This is a genomic window from Chryseobacterium sp. Leaf394, assembly GCF_001424105.1.
Lineage (GTDB): Bacteria > Bacteroidota > Bacteroidia > Flavobacteriales > Weeksellaceae > Chryseobacterium.
Genome location: NZ_LMQH01000011.1, coordinates 329,562 through 351,615 on the forward strand (window position 1 = coordinate 329,562; position 22,054 = coordinate 351,615).

13 protein-coding genes are annotated in these 22,054 nt (G+C 37.9%); 8 read left to right on the plus strand and 5 right to left on the minus strand.

The features are described from left to right. Positions 1-72: 72 nt before the first annotated feature. The gene (locus ASG21_RS20305; RefSeq protein ID WP_056077111.1) at positions 73-1,197 is read left to right on the plus strand and encodes a hypothetical protein; all 1,125 of its coding nucleotides are present in this window, start codon (positions 73-75) and stop codon (positions 1,195-1,197) included. 56 nt (positions 1,198-1,253) lie between these two features. Next, positions 1,254-2,630, plus strand: a complete 1,377-nt coding sequence (locus ASG21_RS06185; RefSeq protein WP_082482441.1) for a hemin receptor — start codon at positions 1,254-1,256, stop codon at positions 2,628-2,630. Positions 2,631-2,710: 80 nt separating this feature from the next. Here the strand turns inward: ASG21_RS06185 and ASG21_RS06190 are convergent, their stop codons facing one another. Together ASG21_RS06190 and ASG21_RS06195 are read right to left on the minus strand one after the other, a co-directional pair. Continuing rightward, positions 2,711-3,427 (minus strand): ZIP family metal transporter, encoded by a 717-nt coding sequence (locus tag ASG21_RS06190; RefSeq protein WP_056077115.1) that lies wholly within the window; start codon positions 3,425-3,427, stop codon positions 2,711-2,713. Between the two features lie 274 nt (positions 3,428-3,701). Then, on the minus strand, positions 3,702-4,427 hold the full coding sequence (locus tag ASG21_RS06195; RefSeq protein WP_056077116.1) for a class I SAM-dependent methyltransferase: 726 nt from the start codon (positions 4,425-4,427) through the stop codon (positions 3,702-3,704). Positions 4,428-4,604: 177 nt separating this feature from the next. Between ASG21_RS06195 and ASG21_RS06200 the strand changes: the two genes are divergently transcribed. From ASG21_RS06200 to ASG21_RS06210, 3 genes are read left to right on the plus strand one after another with little or no spacing between them, the layout of a single operon-like run. Continuing rightward, positions 4,605-5,774, plus strand: a complete 1,170-nt coding sequence (locus ASG21_RS06200) for a class I SAM-dependent RNA methyltransferase (RefSeq protein WP_056077118.1) — start codon at positions 4,605-4,607, stop codon at positions 5,772-5,774. A gap of 2 nt (positions 5,775-5,776) precedes the next feature. Further along, positions 5,777-6,175, plus strand: coding sequence for a hypothetical protein (locus ASG21_RS06205; RefSeq protein ID WP_056077120.1), 399 nt, complete (start codon positions 5,777-5,779; stop codon positions 6,173-6,175). Positions 6,176-6,233: 58 nt separating this feature from the next. Further along, positions 6,234-7,247: a glycosyltransferase gene (locus ASG21_RS06210; protein ID WP_056077122.1), complete on the plus strand. Its 1,014-nt coding sequence runs from the start codon at positions 6,234-6,236 to the stop codon at positions 7,245-7,247. Here ASG21_RS06210 and ASG21_RS06215 read toward each other — a convergent pair. After that, positions 7,244-8,275 (minus strand): bestrophin family ion channel, encoded by a 1,032-nt coding sequence (locus ASG21_RS06215; protein WP_056077123.1) that lies wholly within the window; start codon positions 8,273-8,275, stop codon positions 7,244-7,246. The genes ASG21_RS06210 and ASG21_RS06215 overlap by 4 nt on opposite strands. An 80-nt stretch (positions 8,276-8,355) precedes the next feature. Further along, positions 8,356-10,428 (minus strand): alpha-ketoacid dehydrogenase subunit alpha/beta, encoded by a 2,073-nt coding sequence (locus ASG21_RS06220; protein WP_056077125.1) that lies wholly within the window; start codon positions 10,426-10,428, stop codon positions 8,356-8,358. A gap of 533 nt (positions 10,429-10,961) precedes the next feature. On the opposite strand from ASG21_RS06220, the gene dnaE reads away from it, so the two are divergent. Next, positions 10,962-15,641, plus strand: coding sequence for a DNA polymerase III subunit alpha (gene dnaE, locus ASG21_RS06225; protein ID WP_056077128.1), 4,680 nt, complete (start codon positions 10,962-10,964; stop codon positions 15,639-15,641). A 1,392-nt stretch (positions 15,642-17,033) separates the two neighbouring features. Here dnaE and ASG21_RS20175 read toward each other — a convergent pair. Beyond that, positions 17,034-17,198, minus strand: coding sequence for a hypothetical protein (locus ASG21_RS20175; RefSeq protein ID WP_185113712.1), 165 nt, complete (start codon positions 17,196-17,198; stop codon positions 17,034-17,036). A 307-nt stretch (positions 17,199-17,505) separates the two neighbouring features. Between ASG21_RS20175 and ASG21_RS20180 the strand changes: the two genes are divergently transcribed. Together ASG21_RS20180 and ASG21_RS06235 are read left to right on the plus strand one after the other, a co-directional pair. Beyond that, positions 17,506-19,902, plus strand: a complete 2,397-nt coding sequence (locus ASG21_RS20180) for a T9SS type A sorting domain-containing protein (RefSeq protein WP_157844512.1) — start codon at positions 17,506-17,508, stop codon at positions 19,900-19,902. 138 nt (positions 19,903-20,040) lie between these two features. Then, positions 20,041-22,011 carry a T9SS type A sorting domain-containing protein gene (locus tag ASG21_RS06235; protein ID WP_056077132.1) on the plus strand — a complete coding sequence of 657 codons (1,971 nt, stop codon included), beginning with the start codon at positions 20,041-20,043 and terminating at the stop codon, positions 22,009-22,011. Positions 22,012-22,054: the final 43 nt, after the last annotated feature.

Here is a 22,054-nt window from a genome sequence, read left to right on the forward strand (position 1 = left end):
TTATACCGTTTATTTGGTATGTTTTTGGTACAGAATGCAAATATAATTTAAATAAAAAATTTTTACGTCATCATGAAAAGAAATATACATAAAAATTTGCTTGGGATTTTAAGGTCAAAGGGTATCCTGGCCATTTCCAGCGGATTACTTTTAGTTTCTTGCGGGGCTCAGATGGGTGGCTACAGCGAGACAGACGGGGTATACTACGATCCCAGCAAAGATACTTTACCTGAAGGGGTTATCGTAAATGAAGGTGGAAACAGAGTAGGAGAATATTACGATTATTATCAGCAGGATAATACTACAATCCAGAATGCTCAGGCAAACAATTATGAGCAAAGCAATCTTTACAATACCTGGAATACCAACTATGATCAGGGCGCAACAGATTCAGACTTTGGGAACTATGCAGGAAGCGAAACCAATTACTATGATAACTCATGGGGTTGGGGCGGCTGGGGCGGTCCCTGGGGAATGTACGGCGGCTACGGCGGTTGGGGCTGGGGCGGCGGCTGGGGCATGGGAATGTCTTTCGGCTGGGGCAACAGCTGGGGCTGGGGATACAGCCCGTGGGGTTGGAACAACGGCTGGGGCTGGGGTTCTGGCTGGGGAATGGGAATGTATAACCCTTACTGGGGCTGGGGTGGCTATCCTTATGGAGGATGGGGCGCCGGTTACTGGGGCGGAAACTACTACCAACCATATAACAGAAGAAGTGCGGCAAATGGTTATGGATTTACCAACAGGAATTCTAATATCGTAAGCAGAAATACTGCTCCGGGATATGGATTCAGAAATTCAAACAGTTCAGGCTTCAGAAATTCCAACAGTTCAGGTTTTAGAAACTCTAATAATTCCGGTTTCAGAAACCAGGGGAATTCAGGTTTCAGAAATCAGGGACAGGGTGGATTTAGAAATAATAATGGTGTAAGACCGCAATCCGGTTACAACAGACCTCAGGGTCAGGGTGGTTTCAGAAACAACAGTGGTACAAGACCTAATTATAATCAATCTCAACCCCGTTATAATAACCAGAATAACAATGGAGGCTTCAGAAATGAGTCAACACCGAGATCCAACGGCGGATGGACATCACCAAGTAACGGTGGCGGCTTCAGAGGAGGCGGCGGTTCTACCGGAGGCGGCGGTGGCTTCAGAGGCGGCGGCGGTGGCGGCGGTTTCCGTGGAGGCAGATAGAAATTAAGTTTCAACATATTCTAAAAATAATAATGTTAAAAAAATCTTTAGTTATAATGAGCATTTCTGCGGCCTTCTTCGTACAGGCGCAGGATGTTTCATTGATCAGAAACACGTTGGACGTGTATTCGAATTCTCAGATTGGAGGTTCGGCAAGGTTTAATGCGATGGGAGGATCGAACGGTGCTTTAGGAGGTGATGCCAACGCATTGCTTACCAACCCGGCAGGTTTAGGTGTTGCCATTTCCGGAGAAGTATCAGGAACGCTTTCTGTGATGTCTAATAAGAATACATCAAATTATGCAGGTTCTTCTTTTGGATACAAAGTGAATAATGCAGATTTAGGGAATGTAGGTGGTGTGATGACTTTCCAGCTGATGACAGAAAGCGCGTGGAAGTTTGTTAATATTGGTGTGAATTTTTCAAACCAATCCCTTGACAATTACATTGAAACTCCCGGGAACACTAATGTAGTTTATGACTTTGATGCAACCAACAGTTCAGCGTTGGCAAGACATGCATACGACAGATACGGAACTTTGTCTAAAACAAGTTTCGGTGTCGGTGCCAACTATAATCACAGCCTTTACATAGGTATGGGTCTGAATTTCTCTAATGTTTCTCTTGATCAGTCTGATACAGCAGCCTTTCAATCTTTGGAGAATGGTAGCGTAGATTATTTCAGCAAACAGAATACACCTTATTTTGAAAGATCTTCAGGTTTTTCTGCCTCTTTAGGGGTTATTGGAAAATTGGGACGTAATTTCAGATTGGGGGCGTCACTTGAAACTCCTACGTTTTGGGATATAGACAGAAGTTATAATTTCTATAATGATCCTCAGCTTGGCGATGATTATGCGGTTGAAAACAGAAGGCTGACTTCTCCTATGAAGGCTACTGTGAGTGCAGCATTTGTGGCCAATAAAAATTTCTCGATAAATCTTGACGGTACTTTGGGGTTGACGAAGCCAACTTATAAAGAATACGGCGGAGCAGAAGTACAGCTAAATGATTTCTTTGATGAAAATCAAAAAACCATGGCTGAAGTTAAATTAGGAGCTGAATACAGGGTTAAGCAATTCAGACTGAGAGGTGGTTATGCGTATACTTCAAGTCCATTTGACGCGCTTACCGTAAGTAGATTTGCAAACAATGGAGATGTAGCAGATCAGTCTTACAACAATATGATTTTAAGTGACAGAAACGCTTTGTCATTTGGTTTAGGATATGATTTCAAATCTTTCTATATTGATGCAACGTACCAGAATATCAGTTCGAAATTCAACAATCCTTTCCTTTACGGTGAAGTAGGTGGCGGATTGGAAGATGGTTATTATTCGCCTTCCCGATTGATCAGCAGCTCGACTTTTGTGGTGTCTGATGTGAAAAATGTGATCAATAACTTTTACTTAACATTCGGCTGGAAGTTTTAAAATCCAATCAGTTGATGATATAAAAAGAGCTCTGCAGTATTACTGCAGAGCTCTTTGTTTTATTAATTTTAATCAAAATATTAATGGTGGTGATCATGACTGTGAAATAAATGCATGATCAAAGCTAAAGAAACTCCCACAATCACAAGCCCGATTTTAGACCAGTCAATATTGTGGTTTTTATTGCTTTCAAATATAATGACTGATGAAATGTGAAGGAAAATACCGCCAACTATTGCTAAAAAGTAAGGTTGCCAGTTTGGATTAAAATAATTTCCTAAAAACATTCCGAATGGCGATGCTAAAGCAAATAAAGCCACAATCAGCATCGAAGGGTAAGACATTTTTGATCCTTTTCTGTTGAATAAAAATGCCCCCAGAATAAATGAAATCGGAAGATTGTGAAAAACAATTCCCATCAGATAAGGAGAAAACGGATTCGTTTCATTGGCCAAAGGAATTCCTTCAATAAAAGCGTGGATGAAAAGTCCGACCATCAAAGCCATCGGAAGAACTGTGCTGTCGTTATGATGATGAAAGTGACCGTGCTCAAAACCTTTAGTTAAAGCCTCTAAAATCATTTGTAACAGAACACCGCCGATTATAAAAATCCCGAGATTAATTCCGGATTCATTGTGATGATGATAGACTTCAGGAAAGACTTCATTGAGACAGATTGTTATCAGAAATCCTGCACTTAAAATAAGCAGATTTTTAGAGAACTTCTCTGTCTGTCCGAAATATTTACCCAGAAACACACCGGCAAGAACACTTAAAATAAGTAAAATGACAATCATATTAAATAAATAGGGGTGATAAACAATATAAAACTATGAGTAGATTTATACTTATTAAAATAAGATGTATTCTAAAAATTATTTTATTTTCAAACAATATTTTCCTGATAATAATTAAAAGTATTCCGGTTATTAACAGCAAACCAGAAATGACAAACGGCAACGGAGGAGTGTGACTGTGAAAATATCCTGATTCAATTCCAGCGTAGATTGAAAGTAAGGTTGCTATCGTAAATATAACAATGGTCTTCATTCCCGAACTTTTTACTTCTAATTACTTCTTTCGAAATAAATTAATACATCTCGGTGAAACTTCTGCGTCAAAATCATTCAGCTGATAATCGCCCCAGATTTTCACCCGCTCAAAACTATTGTCCTCAGCGTATTTTTGTATTGAATCTGGTGTATGCAGTTTTACTTTTTCGAAGAAATTAAAATCCTGTCCGTCAGCAGTAAATTTAATTTCTTTTACAATATGTTGATTTTCAATTTTCTTAAGAATTTTAAAATCAATTCCGCCACGGTGAATTTCAGCTTCAGATACCATTTTATTTCTGACGTAATTTTCATTTAAATAATCTAAAACGAAATATCCGTCAGTTTTCAAAACATCAGAAACAGATTTAAATACTTTTCGGTCATCGTCTTCAGAATCAAAATATCCAAAACTTGTAAACAGATTAAAAACAGCATCTACAGGCTGATGGTTTACTTTGTCACGCATATCGTGAACAGCGAACTGGAGGTTTTCATTTTCAAACTGTCTGTTGTGTGCAATACTTTTTTTAGAAAGATCAAGACCCAAAACTCTGTAACCCAATTTGTTTAAGAAAACAGAATGTCTTCCCTTTCCACAGGCGAGATCAATAATTTCTGAATTTTTTGGGAGTTGCAGCTCGGCAGTCAGCTGAGTGATAAAATTTTCTGCTTCAGTATAATCTCTGTTGCTGTAGAGAATATGATAATAAGGTGTGTCAAACCAAGATTCAAACCATTCCATCGTGCAAAAATAAGGATTTTTGTTGGATGCGGGATGTAAGATGCCAGATGTTTATTTACCAGTATTAAAATTATAAATAATCTGTTGGTGATGAAATATGTTCTGAGATTACACATTTTTTATTTTCATCCCGCATCAAACATCCAACACCCAGCAAAAATTACCTATTTTTGCAAAATGAATACAGAAAATTTAAAAATACAGATAAAAACTTTTTTCGGACTTGAGCAGGTGCTTTTTGAGGAGATCAAAAAACTTGGCGGTGCCAATGTTGAGCTTAAAAACCGGGCTGTAAACTGCGAAGGAGATCTTGGATTTTTATATAAAATAAATTATTCTGCCCGTACAGCCCTGAAAATTCTGGTGCCGATTTATGAATTTAAAGCCTTTAATCAACATCAGTTTTATAACAAACTTTCGCAGTTTCCATGGGAAGATTTCCTGGATGTAGACCAGACTTTTGCGATCGATTCTACTGTGAATTCTGAAACATTCAAACATTCTCAGTTCGTTACTCTGAAGATGAAGGATGCGATTGTAGATTATTTTCAGGAAAAATTTAAGAAAAGACCCAATATCGAAACCAGAAGTCCGGAAATCAAATTTCACCTGCACATCGACAGAGAACTGGTGACGATATCAATGGATTCATCGGGTGATGCTCTGTTTAAAAGAGGTTACAGAAGAGAGCAGGGCGAAGCGCCCATCAATGAAGTTTTGGCAAGTGGAATGTTACAGTTGGCTGGCTGGGACGGAAAAGGAAATTTTCTTGATCCGATGTGTGGTTCGGGAACTATTCTTATTGAGGCGGCAATGATTGCACTCGATCTTCCGGCTCAGATTTTCAGAAAGAGATTTGCTTTCCAGAACTGGAATAATTATGATGCCGATTTGTTCGCAAAAATAAAAGAGGTCAGAATCAACCGTGTGAGAGAATTTACCGGAAAGATTGTTGGTTACGATTTAGACGGACGAATGCTGAATGCCGCAAGAACAAACATAGAATCTGCCGAAATGGAAGACATCATCGATGTGAGAAGACAGGATTTCTTTGAGTCCAAGAAAGATTTATTCCCATTGCTGATGGTTTTCAATCCGCCTTATGATGAGAGAATTTCGATTAATGATGATGATTTCTATAAAAAAATTGGTGATACATTTAAAAGCAGCTATCCTAATACGTTAGCATGGCTGATCTCTTCAGATTTGGATGCTCCAAAGAAAATCGGATTAAGACCTTCAAGAAAAATCAAATTGTTCAACGGTAAACTGGAAACGAGATTTTTGCAGTACGAAATGTATGAAGGGACGAAGAAGGTGCATAAACTGGAAAATAGAGAAGAATAAATATGCCTTTTGATTTCTTTGATGGTTTAGGTTTTCTTGCAGATTTATTGAGTGTAGATTTGTCTTTTAAATCTTCTTTAAATACTGAAAAGAACAGTAAATATTCAGAAAAATCAAAATATACTACAGAAATATGGAGTGGAAGCTTTCTTGTGATGGCTTCCGTTTTCTATTTTATTGTTTTTAAAAATCCTATGCCTGAAGAAAATACACAGACTTTGCTAATCTGTATTCTCGCTAGCTTTTTGCTTTCTTTTATTGTGTTTTTCTGCCTTTATCATCTTGGGCTTTTTTATTTTAAGAATTTGTCTAAACTTTTATTATTCAGCATCTCTTTAATTTTACTTAATATCTCAATCGTTTTAATTGTTTATTTTAAACTTATTCTATCTGACAATTAAAAGCACAAATTATTCAAAAATACATTGAGATTTCTTTTCAAATCTTTAATTTTGAAAAATGTTCAGTCAAAAACCCACACTTTCCATTATTGTCGCCATTTTTAACCGAAAAGACGAGCTTTTCGAGCTTCTCAATTCTTTAAATGCACAGACTGATAAAGATTTTGAAGTCATTATCGTAGACGACGGTTCTTTGATTGATCTGAAACCGACAGTTCATCAGTTTGAAGATATTTTAACGGTGAAATATTTTAGAAAGGACAATTCGGGACCTGGGCTGTCGAGAAATTACGGCTCAAAAAGAGCTTCTAACGAATGGTTGGTTTTTGTAGACAGTGATGTGATTGTAGAATCAGATTACATTGAAAGTATTAAAAAAAGTATTGCAGAAATTCCGTGTGATGCTTTTGGTGGTGCAGACAAAGCGCATAAAGGTTTCAACCTTATGCAGAAGGCCATTTCTTATTCTATGACTTCCATTTTTACGACTGGCGGAATCAGAGGGAATAAAAAAGCGGTTTCAAAGTTTCAACCCAGAAGCTTTAATATGGGTGTGAAGAAAGAAGTTTTCGTAAAAGTGGGCGGTTTTTCTGAAATGAGAATCGGTGAAGATCCGGACTTGTCGATGACACTTTGGGAAAACGGTTTTACCACTGCTTTTTTTGATAATATTGCTGTTTATCATAAAAGGAGAGTTGACTTTGGTAAATTCTCAAAACAGGTGTATCAGTTTGGTTGTGCGAGACCAATTCTGAATCAGAGACATCCAAAATATGTGAAAATATCGTTTGCATTTCCGACGCTGTTCTTTTTGGGATATATTTTAGGTGTTGTAGAAAATTTTGTTTTGGGCAGAGGGATTATTCTTGCTTTCTATGGCATCTATACTTTTATGGTTTTAATTCATGCACTGATTGTCACAAAAAATATTGCTATCGCCGGAATGGCGGTTATTTCTACCTACATACAGATGTTCTCGTACGGTTACGGATTTTTAAAATCATGGATTTTACTTAATATTTTAAAGAAGAAACCTGAAGACGCTTTCCCGAAGCATTTCCATAAAAATTAAACGAGAATTCCATTTTTAGATGTAATCGGATCCGGAAGTTCAGTTTCGCCTGTCATTTGAAGAAGGTCAATCTCAATAGTTCTGCAAATAGAAAGCATCGGAATATCAAACATCAGTCCTTCAAACGGGTTTTCAGAATAGTCTCCTACGAGCTCCATAATAATATAAATCCATCCGATTGTGATACAAAATGGGATGGAAGCCCAGATTCCCCAGTCTCCCAATTTTGAAAATTCACTTACCAATCCCAAAGGAAGAAGCATGATAAAAATGATGTTGAAGATAAATGCGGTGCTGGCAAACTGCCTTGGAAGCGGGAATTTTTTGATTCTTTCCGCCTGTCCCTGCAACGTGTAAAACTCAGTGAGACAATCCTGCAACTGCATCTGATTGAAGTCTGAAATTGCATTCATGTTTTTAAGTTCATTAATATCTTTTCCCTGTTGAGAGACAAGATAAGTAGCAAAATTTTTGTAGTGAGACTGCAGTTCACATTCTTCTTCAGACAAATATTTGTTTAGAAAAATCGGTGTTCTGCCATAATCTGAAAATCCTGCCCTGATCAATCTGTTTCTCTTCAGATCCGTATTTTTGATCTTGTCTTCTTCGTCTTTGATGTGTTCCCATTCTGCAGGGATAAGACTTTGTTCACGGAAAGCATACAGCCAAGCAATATGACGGTACACAATTTTTTTTCTGCGTTCTTCCAGATCAAATTTTCCTACCTCTTCATTATTGGTATCAAAAGCGTAGACCATCGCGGCAAAAGATCTGCTTGTATTGACGATACCTCCCCATATTTTTCTCGCTTCCCAAAGTCTGTCGTAAGCCTGATTGTTTTTAAAACCAACCAGAAAAGCCTCTGCTGTACCAATTAATGCCACAGGAACCCATGGAATAATCATCCAGTCCCAATGATACACGTGAAAAAGTATAGCGATTAATGTACACCAGCAGGAAATGATGATTAAATGAAATCCTGATAGGTTGAGAACCTTTTTGTAGTTGACGTATTTTGTCGTGATCATTTGTATATCGTAGTTTGTACAGCCAAGTTAACAAAAACCGTACAAAAAAACCTCTAAAAATAATTCAGAGGTTTTAATTTTTAATATTTCAACATTTCGTCGATTTTCTTGGTAAGCTTTTCAGCATTGGGAAGCATTTCTTTTTCTAAAATTAAATTAATCGGAACTGCCGGAGTATCCAGCGATCCCATCGTTTCAACCGGAGCGTCAAGATATTTGAAACAGTTCTTAGAAATACGGTGTGCGAAGGCTTCAGCAAATGAATTATTGAGTTGTTCTTCAGTTAAAACAATACATTTTCCATGTGCTTTTACTCTTTCAAAAATCAGTTCTTCATCCAGAGGAATGATGGTTCTCAAATCGATTACTTCCACTTTTCCACCGAAGTTTTTCACGGCTTCTTTTGCCCAGTAAACTCCCATTCCGTAAGTGATTACGACAACCGTGTTTCCTTTTTTTATTTCATTTTCGTCAGCTTCAATTACGATTTTTCCTTTTCCGAAAGGTAAAATATAATCTTCAGCCGGCTCGATGGTTTTTGCATCTTCAGTTCCGGGAACTTTGCTCCAGTAAAGACCTTTATGCTCCAGCATCACAACTGGATTTGGATCGTAATAAGCTGCTTTCAGTAAACCTTTAAAATCGGCTGCGTTGCTTGGATAAGCGATTTTTATTCCTTTAATATTGGCTAAAATACTTTCAACACTTCCGCTGTGGTAAGGTCCGCCACCGCCATAAGCTCCAATCGGAACTCTGATAATATTGCTGACAGGAAATTTCCCGTTGCTTAAATAATTTGATTTTGAAATCTCAGTAATCAACTGATTGATCCCCGGATAAATATAATCGGCAAACTGAACTTCAACAATTGGCTTTAAACCAACTGCACTCATTCCCGTCGTAGAACCGATGATATATGCTTCCTGAATTGCTGTATTGAAAACTCTTTTGCTTCCAAATTTCTTCCCTAAAGTCACTGTCTCACGGAAAACACCGCCAATTCTTTCGCCAACATCCTGTCCGTACAGTAGTGCTTCGGGATGTTTCCACATAATCTCCTGAATGGCATGAATGGCTGCGTCCACCATTACGATTTTCTCGCCTCCTTCCGGTTCGCGGGTTCCCACTTCTTCCATAATCGGAGTCGGTGCGAAAATATGCTGCATTACGGTTTCAGGCTTTGGATCTTCGGCTTTTTGAGCTCTTTCGAAGGCTTCCTCAGCTTCCAGTCTTGCTTTTTTGGTAATCTGCTTTAATAATTCTTCGTCTGTACCAGATTCCAGTAACTGATTTCTCAGAATTTCTCCCGGATCTTTTGCTCTGTGTTTGGTCAAATCTTCCTCGTCTCTGTAGAATTCTCTTCGAACTCCGGAAGTATGGTGACCAATTAAAACGGTTTTTGCACAAACTACCAAAGGCTTTCTCTCAGTTCTTACAAAGTCGACCGCTTTTTTCATTACTTCAAAACTTTGAGTAAAATCGGTTCCGTCAACTCTCATTCTTCCCAAACCTTCAAAACCTGCCACAAAATCATAGGCATCTACAGTTCTCGCTTCTTCTTTGGTCACAGAAATTCCCCATTCATTATCCTGAACCAGGAAAATAATTGGCAATTGGTGTAACGCTGCAAACTGAAGTGCTTCACTCACTTCTCCTTCCGTCACAGAATTGTCTCCCAAACTGCAGACAACGACAGGATTATTTTCAAATTCCTCCAGTTTAAAATCCTCAATATATTTGATTCCCTGCGCAACTCCTGTTGTAGGAATGGTCTGCATTCCGGTTGCTGAACTCTGGTGAATCATCTTCGGCATATTTTCGTTTCTGCTCGAAGGATGGGAATAATACGATCTTCCACCCGAAAAAGGGTCTTCGGCTTTTGCCAACAATTGAAGCATCAACTGATAAGGCTCAAAACCAATTCCCAACAAAATACTTTCGTCTCTGTAGTATGGAGAAACCCAGTCTTCTTTTTTCAACTGATAAGCCGTCGCCAACTGAATGGCTTCATGACCTCTCGAAGTACTGTGTACATATTTGCAAACATTTCTGTTTTCCTCATAGATATCTGCCATTGCTTTGGCAAGCATCATGTGGTTGTAAGCTTTAAGTAAAATATCCTGTGAAACTTTTTCGTGAAGTGTATTTTCCATAGAAGACAAAGATAAACATATTTTAGATTTTTGAAAATTATTGCCTAACAATTGATAGGTTGATTGTGTTAGAGCCTGTTTAAATTTCATCAAAATTAATTTCCCAGATCCTAAAGGGAGTTAATTTTGATGAAATTTTTAAGGCATTTTTCCACCCTTAGGGTTGGGGAAAAGAAAAATGCCTTGAAAATTTGTTTTTTAATCATTTTTAGACAGGTTCTAATACTTTAAAAAATGTTAATAAAAGTTTTCACAAAAAAATTGACAAAGCTCAAAAATTGCAGTCAAATTTTATCTACCTACGATTTTAGCAGCAATTATGGTTGGTTGTCTAAAAAATACATTCTTATATTTTCTAAATGTTTTCGAAGCAAATAAAATTATAAAAGATAATTTTTTTAATATTTAAAAATAACAATTCTTAGCTCTCAATGTTAGTAAATCACCGAAGATTCCCAAACCCGAAATTGTGAAAAAGACCAAAATTTACACTAACTTTACATTCTTTTTTAAATAAAAGTCAGACAGAATTTATGTATTTAGTTTTTGACACAGAAACCACAGGTTTACCAAAAAATTTCAACGCACCGCTTTCAGATTCAGATAACTGGCCAAGAATGGTTCAGATTGCATGGCAGTTGCATGATGATAACGGGCAGTTAATTGAAAACCAGGATTATATAATTAAACCGGAAGGTTACGATATCCCATTTAATGCTGCAAGAATTCACGGAATTACAACGAAGATTGCCAATGAAGAAGGTCGTGATTTGCAGGAAATATTAGAGGAATTTTCTAAAGTTTTAGCAAGAGTACGGGTTGTATCCGGGCACAATGTGGAGTTTGATTACAACATTGTAGGCGCAGAATTTTTCAGAAAAAATATTCAGGATAATCTTCAGGTAAAGCCAAAAGCAGATACGATGATTCTGGGAACAGATTATTGTCAGCTTGGCGGTGGCAAAGGTGGAAGATATAAGTCTCCGAAACTGGAAGAGTTATATGAAAAATTATACGGTCATAAATTTGATGAAGCCCACAACGCTGCAGCCGACGTGAATGCCACGGCTCAGGTTTTTTTCGAAATGATGCGTATCGGAATTATTCCGGCTGAGGTATTAAAAACTTCGGAAGATCAGTTAGCGTATTTTAAAACTTTACATCCGAATCCGATCAAACCTTTTGGAATCATTATCAGAAGGCAGGTTGCAGATTTCAACAACAAGAAAAAGCAGTCTGATGTCGGAAGTATTGATGACATTGAATTAGGAAGATATTTTAATTTCGATAACAAAAGTGTTTTCTCAACACTTACGGCGACTTCCAGCATTAATGATTTAATTAAAAAAGCAACAGACGAAAATTTTCCTGCGGTCGGTATAGTCGATTTGGGGAATATGATGGGCGCTTTTAAATTTGTTTCCGCTGTTGAATCTGCCAATTCGGACCGTTCAAAAAAACATAAAGAGTTTTTAGCCAAAAAACAGGAAGCAGAAGAAAATGGGACGGAGTTTAATGAAACGGAACCGGTTTCAGAACCTTTAATTCCAGTTGTGGGATGTGAATTTTATATTTCAGACCGATACGAACAGAAGCAGTTTACCAAAGATGATCCCGACAGAAGAACGCAGGTGGTTTTGCTGGCAAAAGATTTTAATGGGTATAAAAATTTAGCTAAACTTTCCAGTATTGGTTTCCTCAAAGGATTTTATTTCGGTGTTCCAAGGATCAGCCGTGAAGTGATTGCTGAATATAAAGAAGGATTAATCGCTCTGACTTCCGGGATCAACGGAGATATTCCCGATGCAATTTTAAATACGGGAGAACAGAAAGGGGAGGAGCTTTTCAGATGGTGGAAAGAAACTTTCGAAGATGATTTTTATGTTCAGATTCAGAATCATAAACTGCCTGAAGAAGAGCACTTGAATGATGTTTTACTGCATTTCGCAGATAAATATGACGTGAAGATCTTGGCACAAAATCAAACCTACTACACCAATAAAGACGACTCCAATATTCAGGATATTGTAAGCTGTATTAAAGACGGTGAAAAACTTACAACGCCAGTCGGAAAAGGTTTTGGGAAACGGAGAGGATTGGCTGCGGGAGAATATTATATTAAAAATGCCCACGAAATCAAGGAAGCTTTTCTGAACTATCCTGATGCGTTTGATGCTTACGAAGAGTTTACAGGAAAATTCAGTCCTTATACCTTAAAAAGAGATGTTCTTCTTCCAAAATTTGATATTCCGGAACAGTTTATTCACGCTGAGGACGAAATTGATGGCGGAAAACGCGGTGAAATGGCTTATCTCACTCACTTAACGTATGAAGGAGCCAAAAAAAGATATGTTGAAACGGGAATTACTCCTGAAATCAAAGAACGCCTGGACTTCGAACTTGAAGTCGTTGCCAACACCGGTTATCCCGGCTACTTCCTGATTGTGCAGGATTTCTGTAACGAAGCCCGAAAAATGGGCGTTTGGGTTGGTCCGGGCCGTGGTTCTGCGGCAGGTTCTGCTGTTGCCTACTGTACTGGAATTACCAACGTTGACCCAATCAAATACGACTTACTTTTCGAGAGATTCCTGAATCCTGAAAGGGTTTCCATGCCTGATATTGATATCGATTTTGATGATGAAGGCCGTGATAAAATCATTAAATGGGTAGTTGAAAAGTACGGTAAAAATCAGGTAGCGCAGATTATCACGTACTCTGTTTTGGGTGGAAAATCGGCTATTAAAGATGCCGGAAGGGTTTTAGATTTACCGATTCCGGATACCAACAATATTGCGAAATTAATTCCTCCAAGTCCGGGAATGAATATTGCTAAAGCTCTATCGAAATATGATAAACTGAAGCCTGAAGATCAGCAGCTCGTCGACGAGATGAAATATGTTCTGAATACACCGGATGATGCACGCCACGATGTTTTGGCGAGTGCTAAAAAGATGGAAGGCTGTATCAGGAATACCGGAATTCACGCCTGTGGTGTAATTATTACGCCTGAAGATGTGAGTAACATTATTCCGGTGACGATTGCTGCAAAAGATGCTGATATTTTGGTGTCGCAGTTCGATAACTCGGTGGCGGAAAGTGCAGGTCTTCTGAAAATGGACTTTTTAGGTTTGAGAACTTTAACAATCATAAAAGATGCTTTAAAAATAGTTAAAGCGAGACATGGAATTGATATTGATCCGGATTTAATTCCACTCGAAGATGCTAAAACTTATCAGTTATTTAAAGAAGGACGCACGGTTGGGATTTTCCAGTATGAAAGTCCGGGAATGCAGAAGTACATGCGTGAACTGAAGCCTACGGTTTTTGCCGATTTGATTGCCATGAACGCCCTGTACAGACCGGGACCGATTAAATATATTCCAAACTTTATCAACAGAAAACACGGAATCGAAGAAATTGTTTACGATTTACCAGAAACCGAAGAATATTTAAAGGAAACCTACGGAATTACCGTTTATCAGGAGCAGGTAATGCTTTTATCTCAAAAATTAGCCAATTTCACAAAAGGTGAAGCCGATACTTTGAGAAAAGCGATGGGTAAGAAGCAGATTGAAGTTCTGAATAAAATGTACCCGAAGTTCATCGAAGGCGGACGGAAAAACAATCTTGATGAAGGTCCGCTGGAAAAAATCTGGAACGACTGGAAAGCATTTGCTGAATATGCTTTCAACAAATCTCACTCCACCTGTTATGCGTTTATTGCGTATCAGACAGCGTATTTGAAAGCGAATTATCCCGCCGAATATATGGCAAGTGTGATGAGCAATAACATCAACAATACAGAATCGATCACGATGTTCATGGAAGACTGTAAAAGTATGGGTGTTGATGTTTTGGGGCCTGATGTCAACGAATCTCATTACAAATTTTCAGTAAACGAAAAAGGTCAGATCCGTTTTGGTCTTGGAGCTATTAAAGGAATAGGCGAGGGGCCAAGTGAAGGAATTACGAAGGAAAGAGCCAATGGAAGATTTAAAAATATTTACGATTTCTTCGAAAGAATTCTGCCTTCTCAGATGAATAAAAGAGTTGCAGAAAGTTTGGTTGTGGCAGGAGCTTTTGATGAACTGGATTCTTTCCACAGAGGTCAGTATTTTGACATTGATATGGCCGGAAGAACGAATCTTGAAAGATTAATAAGATATGGACAAAGCTTTCAGGAAAGCAAAAACGAGATGGAAAACTCTCTTTTTGCAGATTTTGCTGAGGAAGTTCAGATTGAACAGCCCAAGCTGGCGCCATGTCCGGAATGGCCGAATATGCATAAACTGAACAAGGAAAAAGAAACCATTGGCTTCTATCTTTCTGCGCATCCGCTGGATGAGTTTAAATTTCAGTATCAGTTTATGCAGGGAAGTTTATCTAAAAAAGCTGTCCTGGAAAAAGACGAAGAAGCAAAAGTAGTTACTGATGAAGTTCCTATTCTTGAAAAAGATTCCGTGGATGAGGTGGCAGATTTAATTGAAATTGTTTCTGACGATATTGTAGCCGGTGAAGAGGAAGAAATCATTGAGGAAGTAACAAAAAAAGCAGAGCCAAAAGGAGTTTTTGGATTTTTAAATCTGGATGAGGTAGATGCTTACAAAGAGATCGCTTTTGCCAATAAACAGGAAGAACTGTTTGAAGAGAAGAAAAAAGACTGGAAAACCATTCAGAAAGAACGGGAAAACGGTGGTGGAGGAAAAGAGTACACGGTTGCCGGTCTGATAACGGAGTATGTTGTAAAAGATGGTTTCCGAAGTGGTGAAAAAGTAGCCTTCCTTACTTTGGAAGATTATTCAGGATCTTACTCGTTCCGATTAGGCGACCGGGATTATATGAAACTGAAAGAAAAGCTCGAAGTTCAGCGTTTTGTGATTTTAAAAATAAAATTTGCCCAGGTAAAAGACGGAAGAGTATTTGTAAATGTAAATGATGTAATTGAACTGCAGGAAGCATTTGAAAAGTTTGCAAAGAGCATTTCTTTGGTCATGGATGTGATGGATTTCCGGCCTGAGGATTTAAGTTTTTTCAGAAATATTCTTGAACGTAATCCAGGAAGTCAAAAATTAAAGTTTTATATCAAGGATGTGGATGATGATCTTCAGGTGCAGCATATTGAAGTGCAGTCGGCAAGACATCAGGTCAATTTAAACGGTGATTTAATAAAAAATATTCAGCTTATGAATAAATACGAATTTTATCTTAATTAATTGGGAGGAATATGATGATTATAAAGTGGCTTTTGGTCACTTTTTTTTATTTTTTAATGTTTGGTTACCATTATCTTATAATTTTTTTTGGAAAATAATTTTATTCCTGATCGGAATTTGTTTAATGGAATGGTTAATTAGTATAATGATTTAATAGACTAATAAACAAGATGTTAGAGAAGGTAAATTAAAAATTAACAATTTGTTAAATTAAATGTTTGTTTGAGTATAGATAAAAATAACCTTTATATTATGTTAAATAGTTAAATAATTAAAATAATTTAACAGATATTAATAAAAAAAAATTAGATTTACAGAATGTTTTTTAAATAATTAAAGTATGAAAAAAATTTTATCAACGTGTCTCATATTGCTCTGGGGAGTGATTTCAGCACAGATTGTTGTAAATGAAAGTTTTGAAGGAACTTCGCTTCCTTCTGGCTGGTCTTCAAGTTCCTCAGCCTACCAGACTTTTGGTACGAACGCAGGAGCTGTTTGTGCCGGAGCGAAATCTCTCAACTACAACCTATGGTCGTCGGCGACAACATGGAATGTTACTTATTCCTCATCAACGCCTAGTAATGGAGAATTAACTTATTCTTTTAAGTATTTATCTAAACCTTTTGATGCAAGTACATCAATCAGTGGAAATGTGTCGGCTGATTATTCTGTCAATGGAGGTACGACTTGGGTTACAATAATGCCGGCAGTAACTATTAGTGGAACATCAGCGATTCCATGCACTACTGTATCTGGGACAATTCCTGCTGGGACAATTCCTGCTGGTTCTAATTTTAGATTTCGTCTAAAAGCCGCTCGTACTTCACCTGGTGACTTTTTTGTAGGATTTGATGATGTTCAGTTATCTCAACCTATTACAGCAGCTCCTTCTTGTACCACTGTTTCAGCACCTGTAGCTAATGCTACCGGAGTCTCATTGACGCCTACTTTTACATGGGCAGCAGCCGGAGGTGCAAATAGTTATGTCTTAAGTTTAGGTACCAGCCCTGGAGCATCTGATATTATCAGTAATTTAAATGTTGGTAATGTTACATCATATCCTGTTTCTGCATCTTCTCCACTGTCATATCAAACTCAATATTATTTGAAAGTTACTCCGCAAAATAATATTGGTTCTGCTTCTGGCTGTACAGAGACTGCCTTCACTACTCTAAATATCCCTTGTCCTTCTGTCAGCTTACCCTCTTCTACTGCGACAGCGGTGTCTACCTTACCTACTTTTTCTTGGTCGGCGGTCGCTGGGGCGTCTGGATATAGAATTTCTTTAGGTACTACTTCTGGCGGGACTGATGTTTTGAGCAATGTTGATTTAGGTAATGTAACTGAGTATACCTATAGTGGGCCTGCTTTGAATGTGAGTACAATTTATTATTATACGATTACATCATATAATCCGTCAGTTTCTTCAACCGGCTGTACGGTGAGGTCGTTTACGACTGCGTCTGTAGGAGCTCCAAATAATGATAATTGTTCAGGTGCTGTACTGCTAACAGTAAATCCTGGCTTCACTTGTACAAGTACAACAGCTGGAAACACTCTAGGAGCATCTCAATCTATGGCTGCTGGTGCTTGTAGTGGTACTCCTGATGATGATGTTTGGTACTCTTTTACTGCAACAGCATCTTCGCATATTATATCTCTTACTAATACTGTTTCTACTGGAACGACTAGCAGTACAGATATGTATTTTCAGGTTTTAAGTGGGGCATGTGGCTCTCAAACAAGTTTGCTATGCTCAGATCCTGACTCTAATTTGGTTTCTGGATTAACGCCGGGAATAATGTATTATATTAGAGTTTATTCGTATTATGGAAGTGGATACAATCAAAGTTTTAATATTTGCGTGCTTACAGTCCCTTCTCCACCGGCTAATGATAACTGCGCAAATGCAGCTACTTTAACCATAAATGCGGATATGAATTGTGGAACTGTAACATCCGGAACTACTTTAGGTGCTACAAGCTCGGGAGTTGCTTTAGGATCTTGTTCAGGAACTGCTGATGATGATGTATGGTACAAATTCGTTGCAACTTCAACGGCTCATACTATCCAGCTTAAAAATATTGTTTCAGTTGGAACAGCGTCTTCAACATCGTTATATGCTCAGGTATTTAGCGGTGACTGTGCAACTTTAACAAGCACAAGATGTATTTCCTCTAATACCAACTTTACCTATTTAAGTGGTTTGGTTGCTGGTCAGACTTACTACGTACGAGTTTATAATTCTGAGTCAAATTCAGGAGCAAGTATCTATTCAAATACGTTTGATATATGTATGGGGACTTTACCATCTGCTCCCGCAAATGATGATTGTGCTGCTCCTGTAAACTTAGCTGTTAATGGAACACTTACATGTGCTTCACCTACGTCAGGAACTACTTTTGGAGCAACAAACTCTTCAGTAGCTTTAGGTTCTTGTACAGGAACTCCTGATGATGATGTATGGTATACCTTTACTGCTGTTGGACCTGATCATACAGTACTTCTCTCGAATGTAACTTCTGTAGGTTCATCATCGTCTACAAGTTTATATACTCAGGTATTTAGTGGTGTTTGCGGAACATTAACCAGTATTAAGTGTGGAACTACAAATACAACAGTAGCAAATGGTCTTACTCCAGGAGCTTTGTATTATGTGAGAGTTTATAATTCTACTGCAAATACAGCTACTGCTTTGTATGCAAATACATTTAATATCTGTATAGGAACGCCGCCGCCACCGCCAGCTAACGACAATATTGCTGGAGCTTTAACTTTAACGGTTAACCCAGATTATGCTTGTGGTACTGTAACGCCAGGCACAACAGAATCTGCAACAGCATCTACACCTGCTCCATCATGTACAGCAGCAGGAGCTAATGATGATGTTTGGTTCAAGTTTATTGCTGTCAACGCTGCTCATAGAGTTAGCTTAGCTAATACTTCAGGATCATCAGATATGAATATGGTTATATATGGTGCAGATGGAACAACCGAGCTTACATCTGCAATGGGAGGTGCATGTGCTAATGTAAGTACTAAGAATTTAACAGGATTAACAGTAGGTAATACTTATTTTGTAAGAGTTTATACTAATAGTTCTTCATCAACAACTATTTCAAGTTTTACTGTTTGCGTAGGAACGCCACCGCCACCGCCTGTTAATGACAATATTGCAAGTGCAATAAACCTTGCGCCGAGTGCTACAGGAATTTGTTCTTCATCAGTAACAGGAACAACGACTTCTGCTACACAAAGTACTGGACAAACAGCTCCTGCCTGTTCTGCAACTGGAATTAATGATGATGTTTGGTACTCATTTACCGCAACATCGACCACTCATTTAGTAAATGTAGACTATTCGGATAATGCTACTACTACTCAGGTATATTCTGGTGCCTCCGGAAGTCTTGTTTCTGTAGGTTGTTTTGATGGGGGACAAGGAAATTCCAATGTACTCCTAAATTCACTTACCGTAGGTAATACGTATTATGTAAGAATTTACTCTACAACAAACACAGTAACAACAAGTTCAAATTTCCAGATTTGTATCTCTACACCAGTGGTTCCTGTTAATGATCTTCGAGCGGGAGCGATAGCACTTAATGCATGTGCCGGAACAACTTTGAACGGAAACAATGCCCTTGCAACTGATGAAACCTTACCAGCTTCAACCTGTGGAGAGACGGGTTCTACTGCAAACTATAAAGGGGTATGGTTTACTGTAACTCCTGCTGTAAATGGAGCGGTTGCTGTTGAAACTTGTGGCAGTAAGTATGATACATACTTAAGAATATATACAGATAATTCAGGTACTTTAACTTGTTTTTCTAATACAAGCGGTGTCGGATATGATGACGATTCATGTGCTGAGTCTCTTTATGGTTCATCTAAACTTACATTTAATGGTGTAGCAGGAACAACATATTACGTGTTGCTAACAGGTTATAACGCTTCGCGTATTGGTGAGTATTCAATTAAAGCAACCCAAAATTGCTCTTCTTTAGCAACAAGCGAGATTGTTAGTAATAAAACTACGGAAATAAAAGCTTATCCAAATCCATTCGCTGATATATTAAACATTTCAGATATCAAAGATGTGAAATCTATCATGATTTCAGATATGTCTGGTAAAATTGTGAGAACAATTGTGAAACCAGAATCTTCACTTCGTTTAAGAGACCTTAATGCAGGAATGTATTTGGTGATTTTAAATATGAATGATGGTTCAAGACAGACAATCAAAGCAATTAAAAAATAGACCTTAATAATCTATTTATATTCAAGGCAGCAACTGATTTTTCAGTTGCTGCTTTTTTTTATTAAAGATTAAAAAATATTTAACAATGTGACTTATTTTTTATTAATTTTATTAAACAAAATATTTAAAATTATTTATATGAAAAAATTTTTACTTTCATGCTTTTTGATTTTAAGCATGAGCTTTTCTGCTCAGATTACATTGGGCGGAAGCAGTACAGATGTGGGCGTGGCCCCGATAAGTACGTATTATGGGTATTCCTATGTGCAGCAAATTTTCACCAAACAGGAAATTAATGCTAATGCTGCTGGGAATATAACCGGTCTGAAATTTTATCTTGATCCAAATAATTCTATATCAAGCTCCTCGCAATGGGTAGTTTATTTAGGTCAAACATCAAAAACATCTTTTACTTCAGATTCTGATTGGATTCCATCAACGCAGCTTGTGCAGGTTTTTTCTGGTACGGTGTCTAATGTAAATGGTGTTGTTAACATTGTTTTCCCGACACCTTTTGCGTATGATAATATATCAAATTTGGTAGTAGCGGCCGAAGAAAATTCCGCAGGTTATGATAATAATGCTAATGAAGAGGCTATGTTTGTTTATGCTGGAGCTCAGAATTCATCTATTTACTACAGGGATGATAATGTTGATCCTGATCCTGCTTCGCCGCCGGTGTTTGGTAATTTGGTGAATTACAAGTCGGTTACAACTTTTGAAGGACTGGTTTTAAATCCTATTCCGGCGTGTCCAGTTGTTACTTATCCGGGTAATAATTCTACATTCGTACCTCTGTCACCTGTTATTACCTGGAATAATGTTGTAGGTGCAACCGGTTATAAGGTGTCTGTTGGAACTGCTCCCAACGGAACTGATATTGCAAACCAGATTCCGGTATCAACTAATAGTTTTACGCCTGCTTCGCCACTTTCTCAGAACACTGCCTATTATGTTAAGGTGGTTTCGGTAGGGGCAGCTGGGGAATCTTCAGGATGTACGGAAACTACATTTTCAACAGTGCCTCCAGCGCCCACCAATGATGACTGTGCGACGGCAATAACTCTTGCTGTGAATCCGGATTTAAACTGTGGTTCCGTTACAGCGGGATATACTTTGGGAGCAACAGATTCAGGTCTTGTTCCTGATCCATGTTATGGAGATCCGGATGACGATGTTTGGTTTAAATTCATTGCAACTGATGTAAGGCATAGGATTTCACTTTCTAACGTGATGTCAGTAGGAACTGTAGATGACGACTATGTTATGTTTCAGGTTTTTAGCGGTTCTTGCGGAACTCTTACTGATATAAGCTGCGTTGATTATCTTTCTGAAACTATTACAGGTCTTACGGTGGGTGATACGTATTGGATCAGAGTTTACAGCTATTCAGATGCGGGCAGCCGTCAGAGTTTTAATATATGTGTCGGTGCATATCCTCCTCCTCCGGCAAATGATGCGTGTAGTGGTGCAGTAACGGTTACTTCATATCCTTTCACTTACAATCAGGTTGATGCAGCTGGCTCAACGAACAATGCAGGTTTTATTACTGTTTGTTCACCTTCAGAGATGAATGATGGTACATGGTTTACCTTTACAGGTAATGGAAATACTTATGATATCACAGTGTCTATGCCTGCTGGAAGTGATTTTGATCCTGAAATAGGTGTTTACTCAGGTAGTTGCGGAAGTTTAGTTTGTGTAGATACTGTTGATGATAATGGTTCTGGAGGAGCTGAAAATATTTCAGTTTCCACAACGGCAGGTGAAACGTATTATGTGAATGTTGGGCATTACAGTTCGGGATCAGATGAAGATGAGGGGCCGTTTACAATTGATATTTTAAATGGAAATCTGGCAACTTCTGAAGTGAAATCCAGTAAGAATTTAACCAAAGTATATCCAAACCCTTTCACAGATGTATTAACAATTTCAGATGTGAAAAATGTTAAATCAATAATGATTACAGATATGTCTGGAAAAACAGTAAGAACAATTCAGAAAGCAGAATCTACGCTTTATTTAAATGATCTGAATGCAGGAATGTATTTAGTTATTTTGAATATGAATGATGGTTCTAAACAAACTATAAAAGCAATTAAGCGATAAAAGGCTTTTTGCAGTTTTGATTTCAGGCCACCGGTTTTATTGC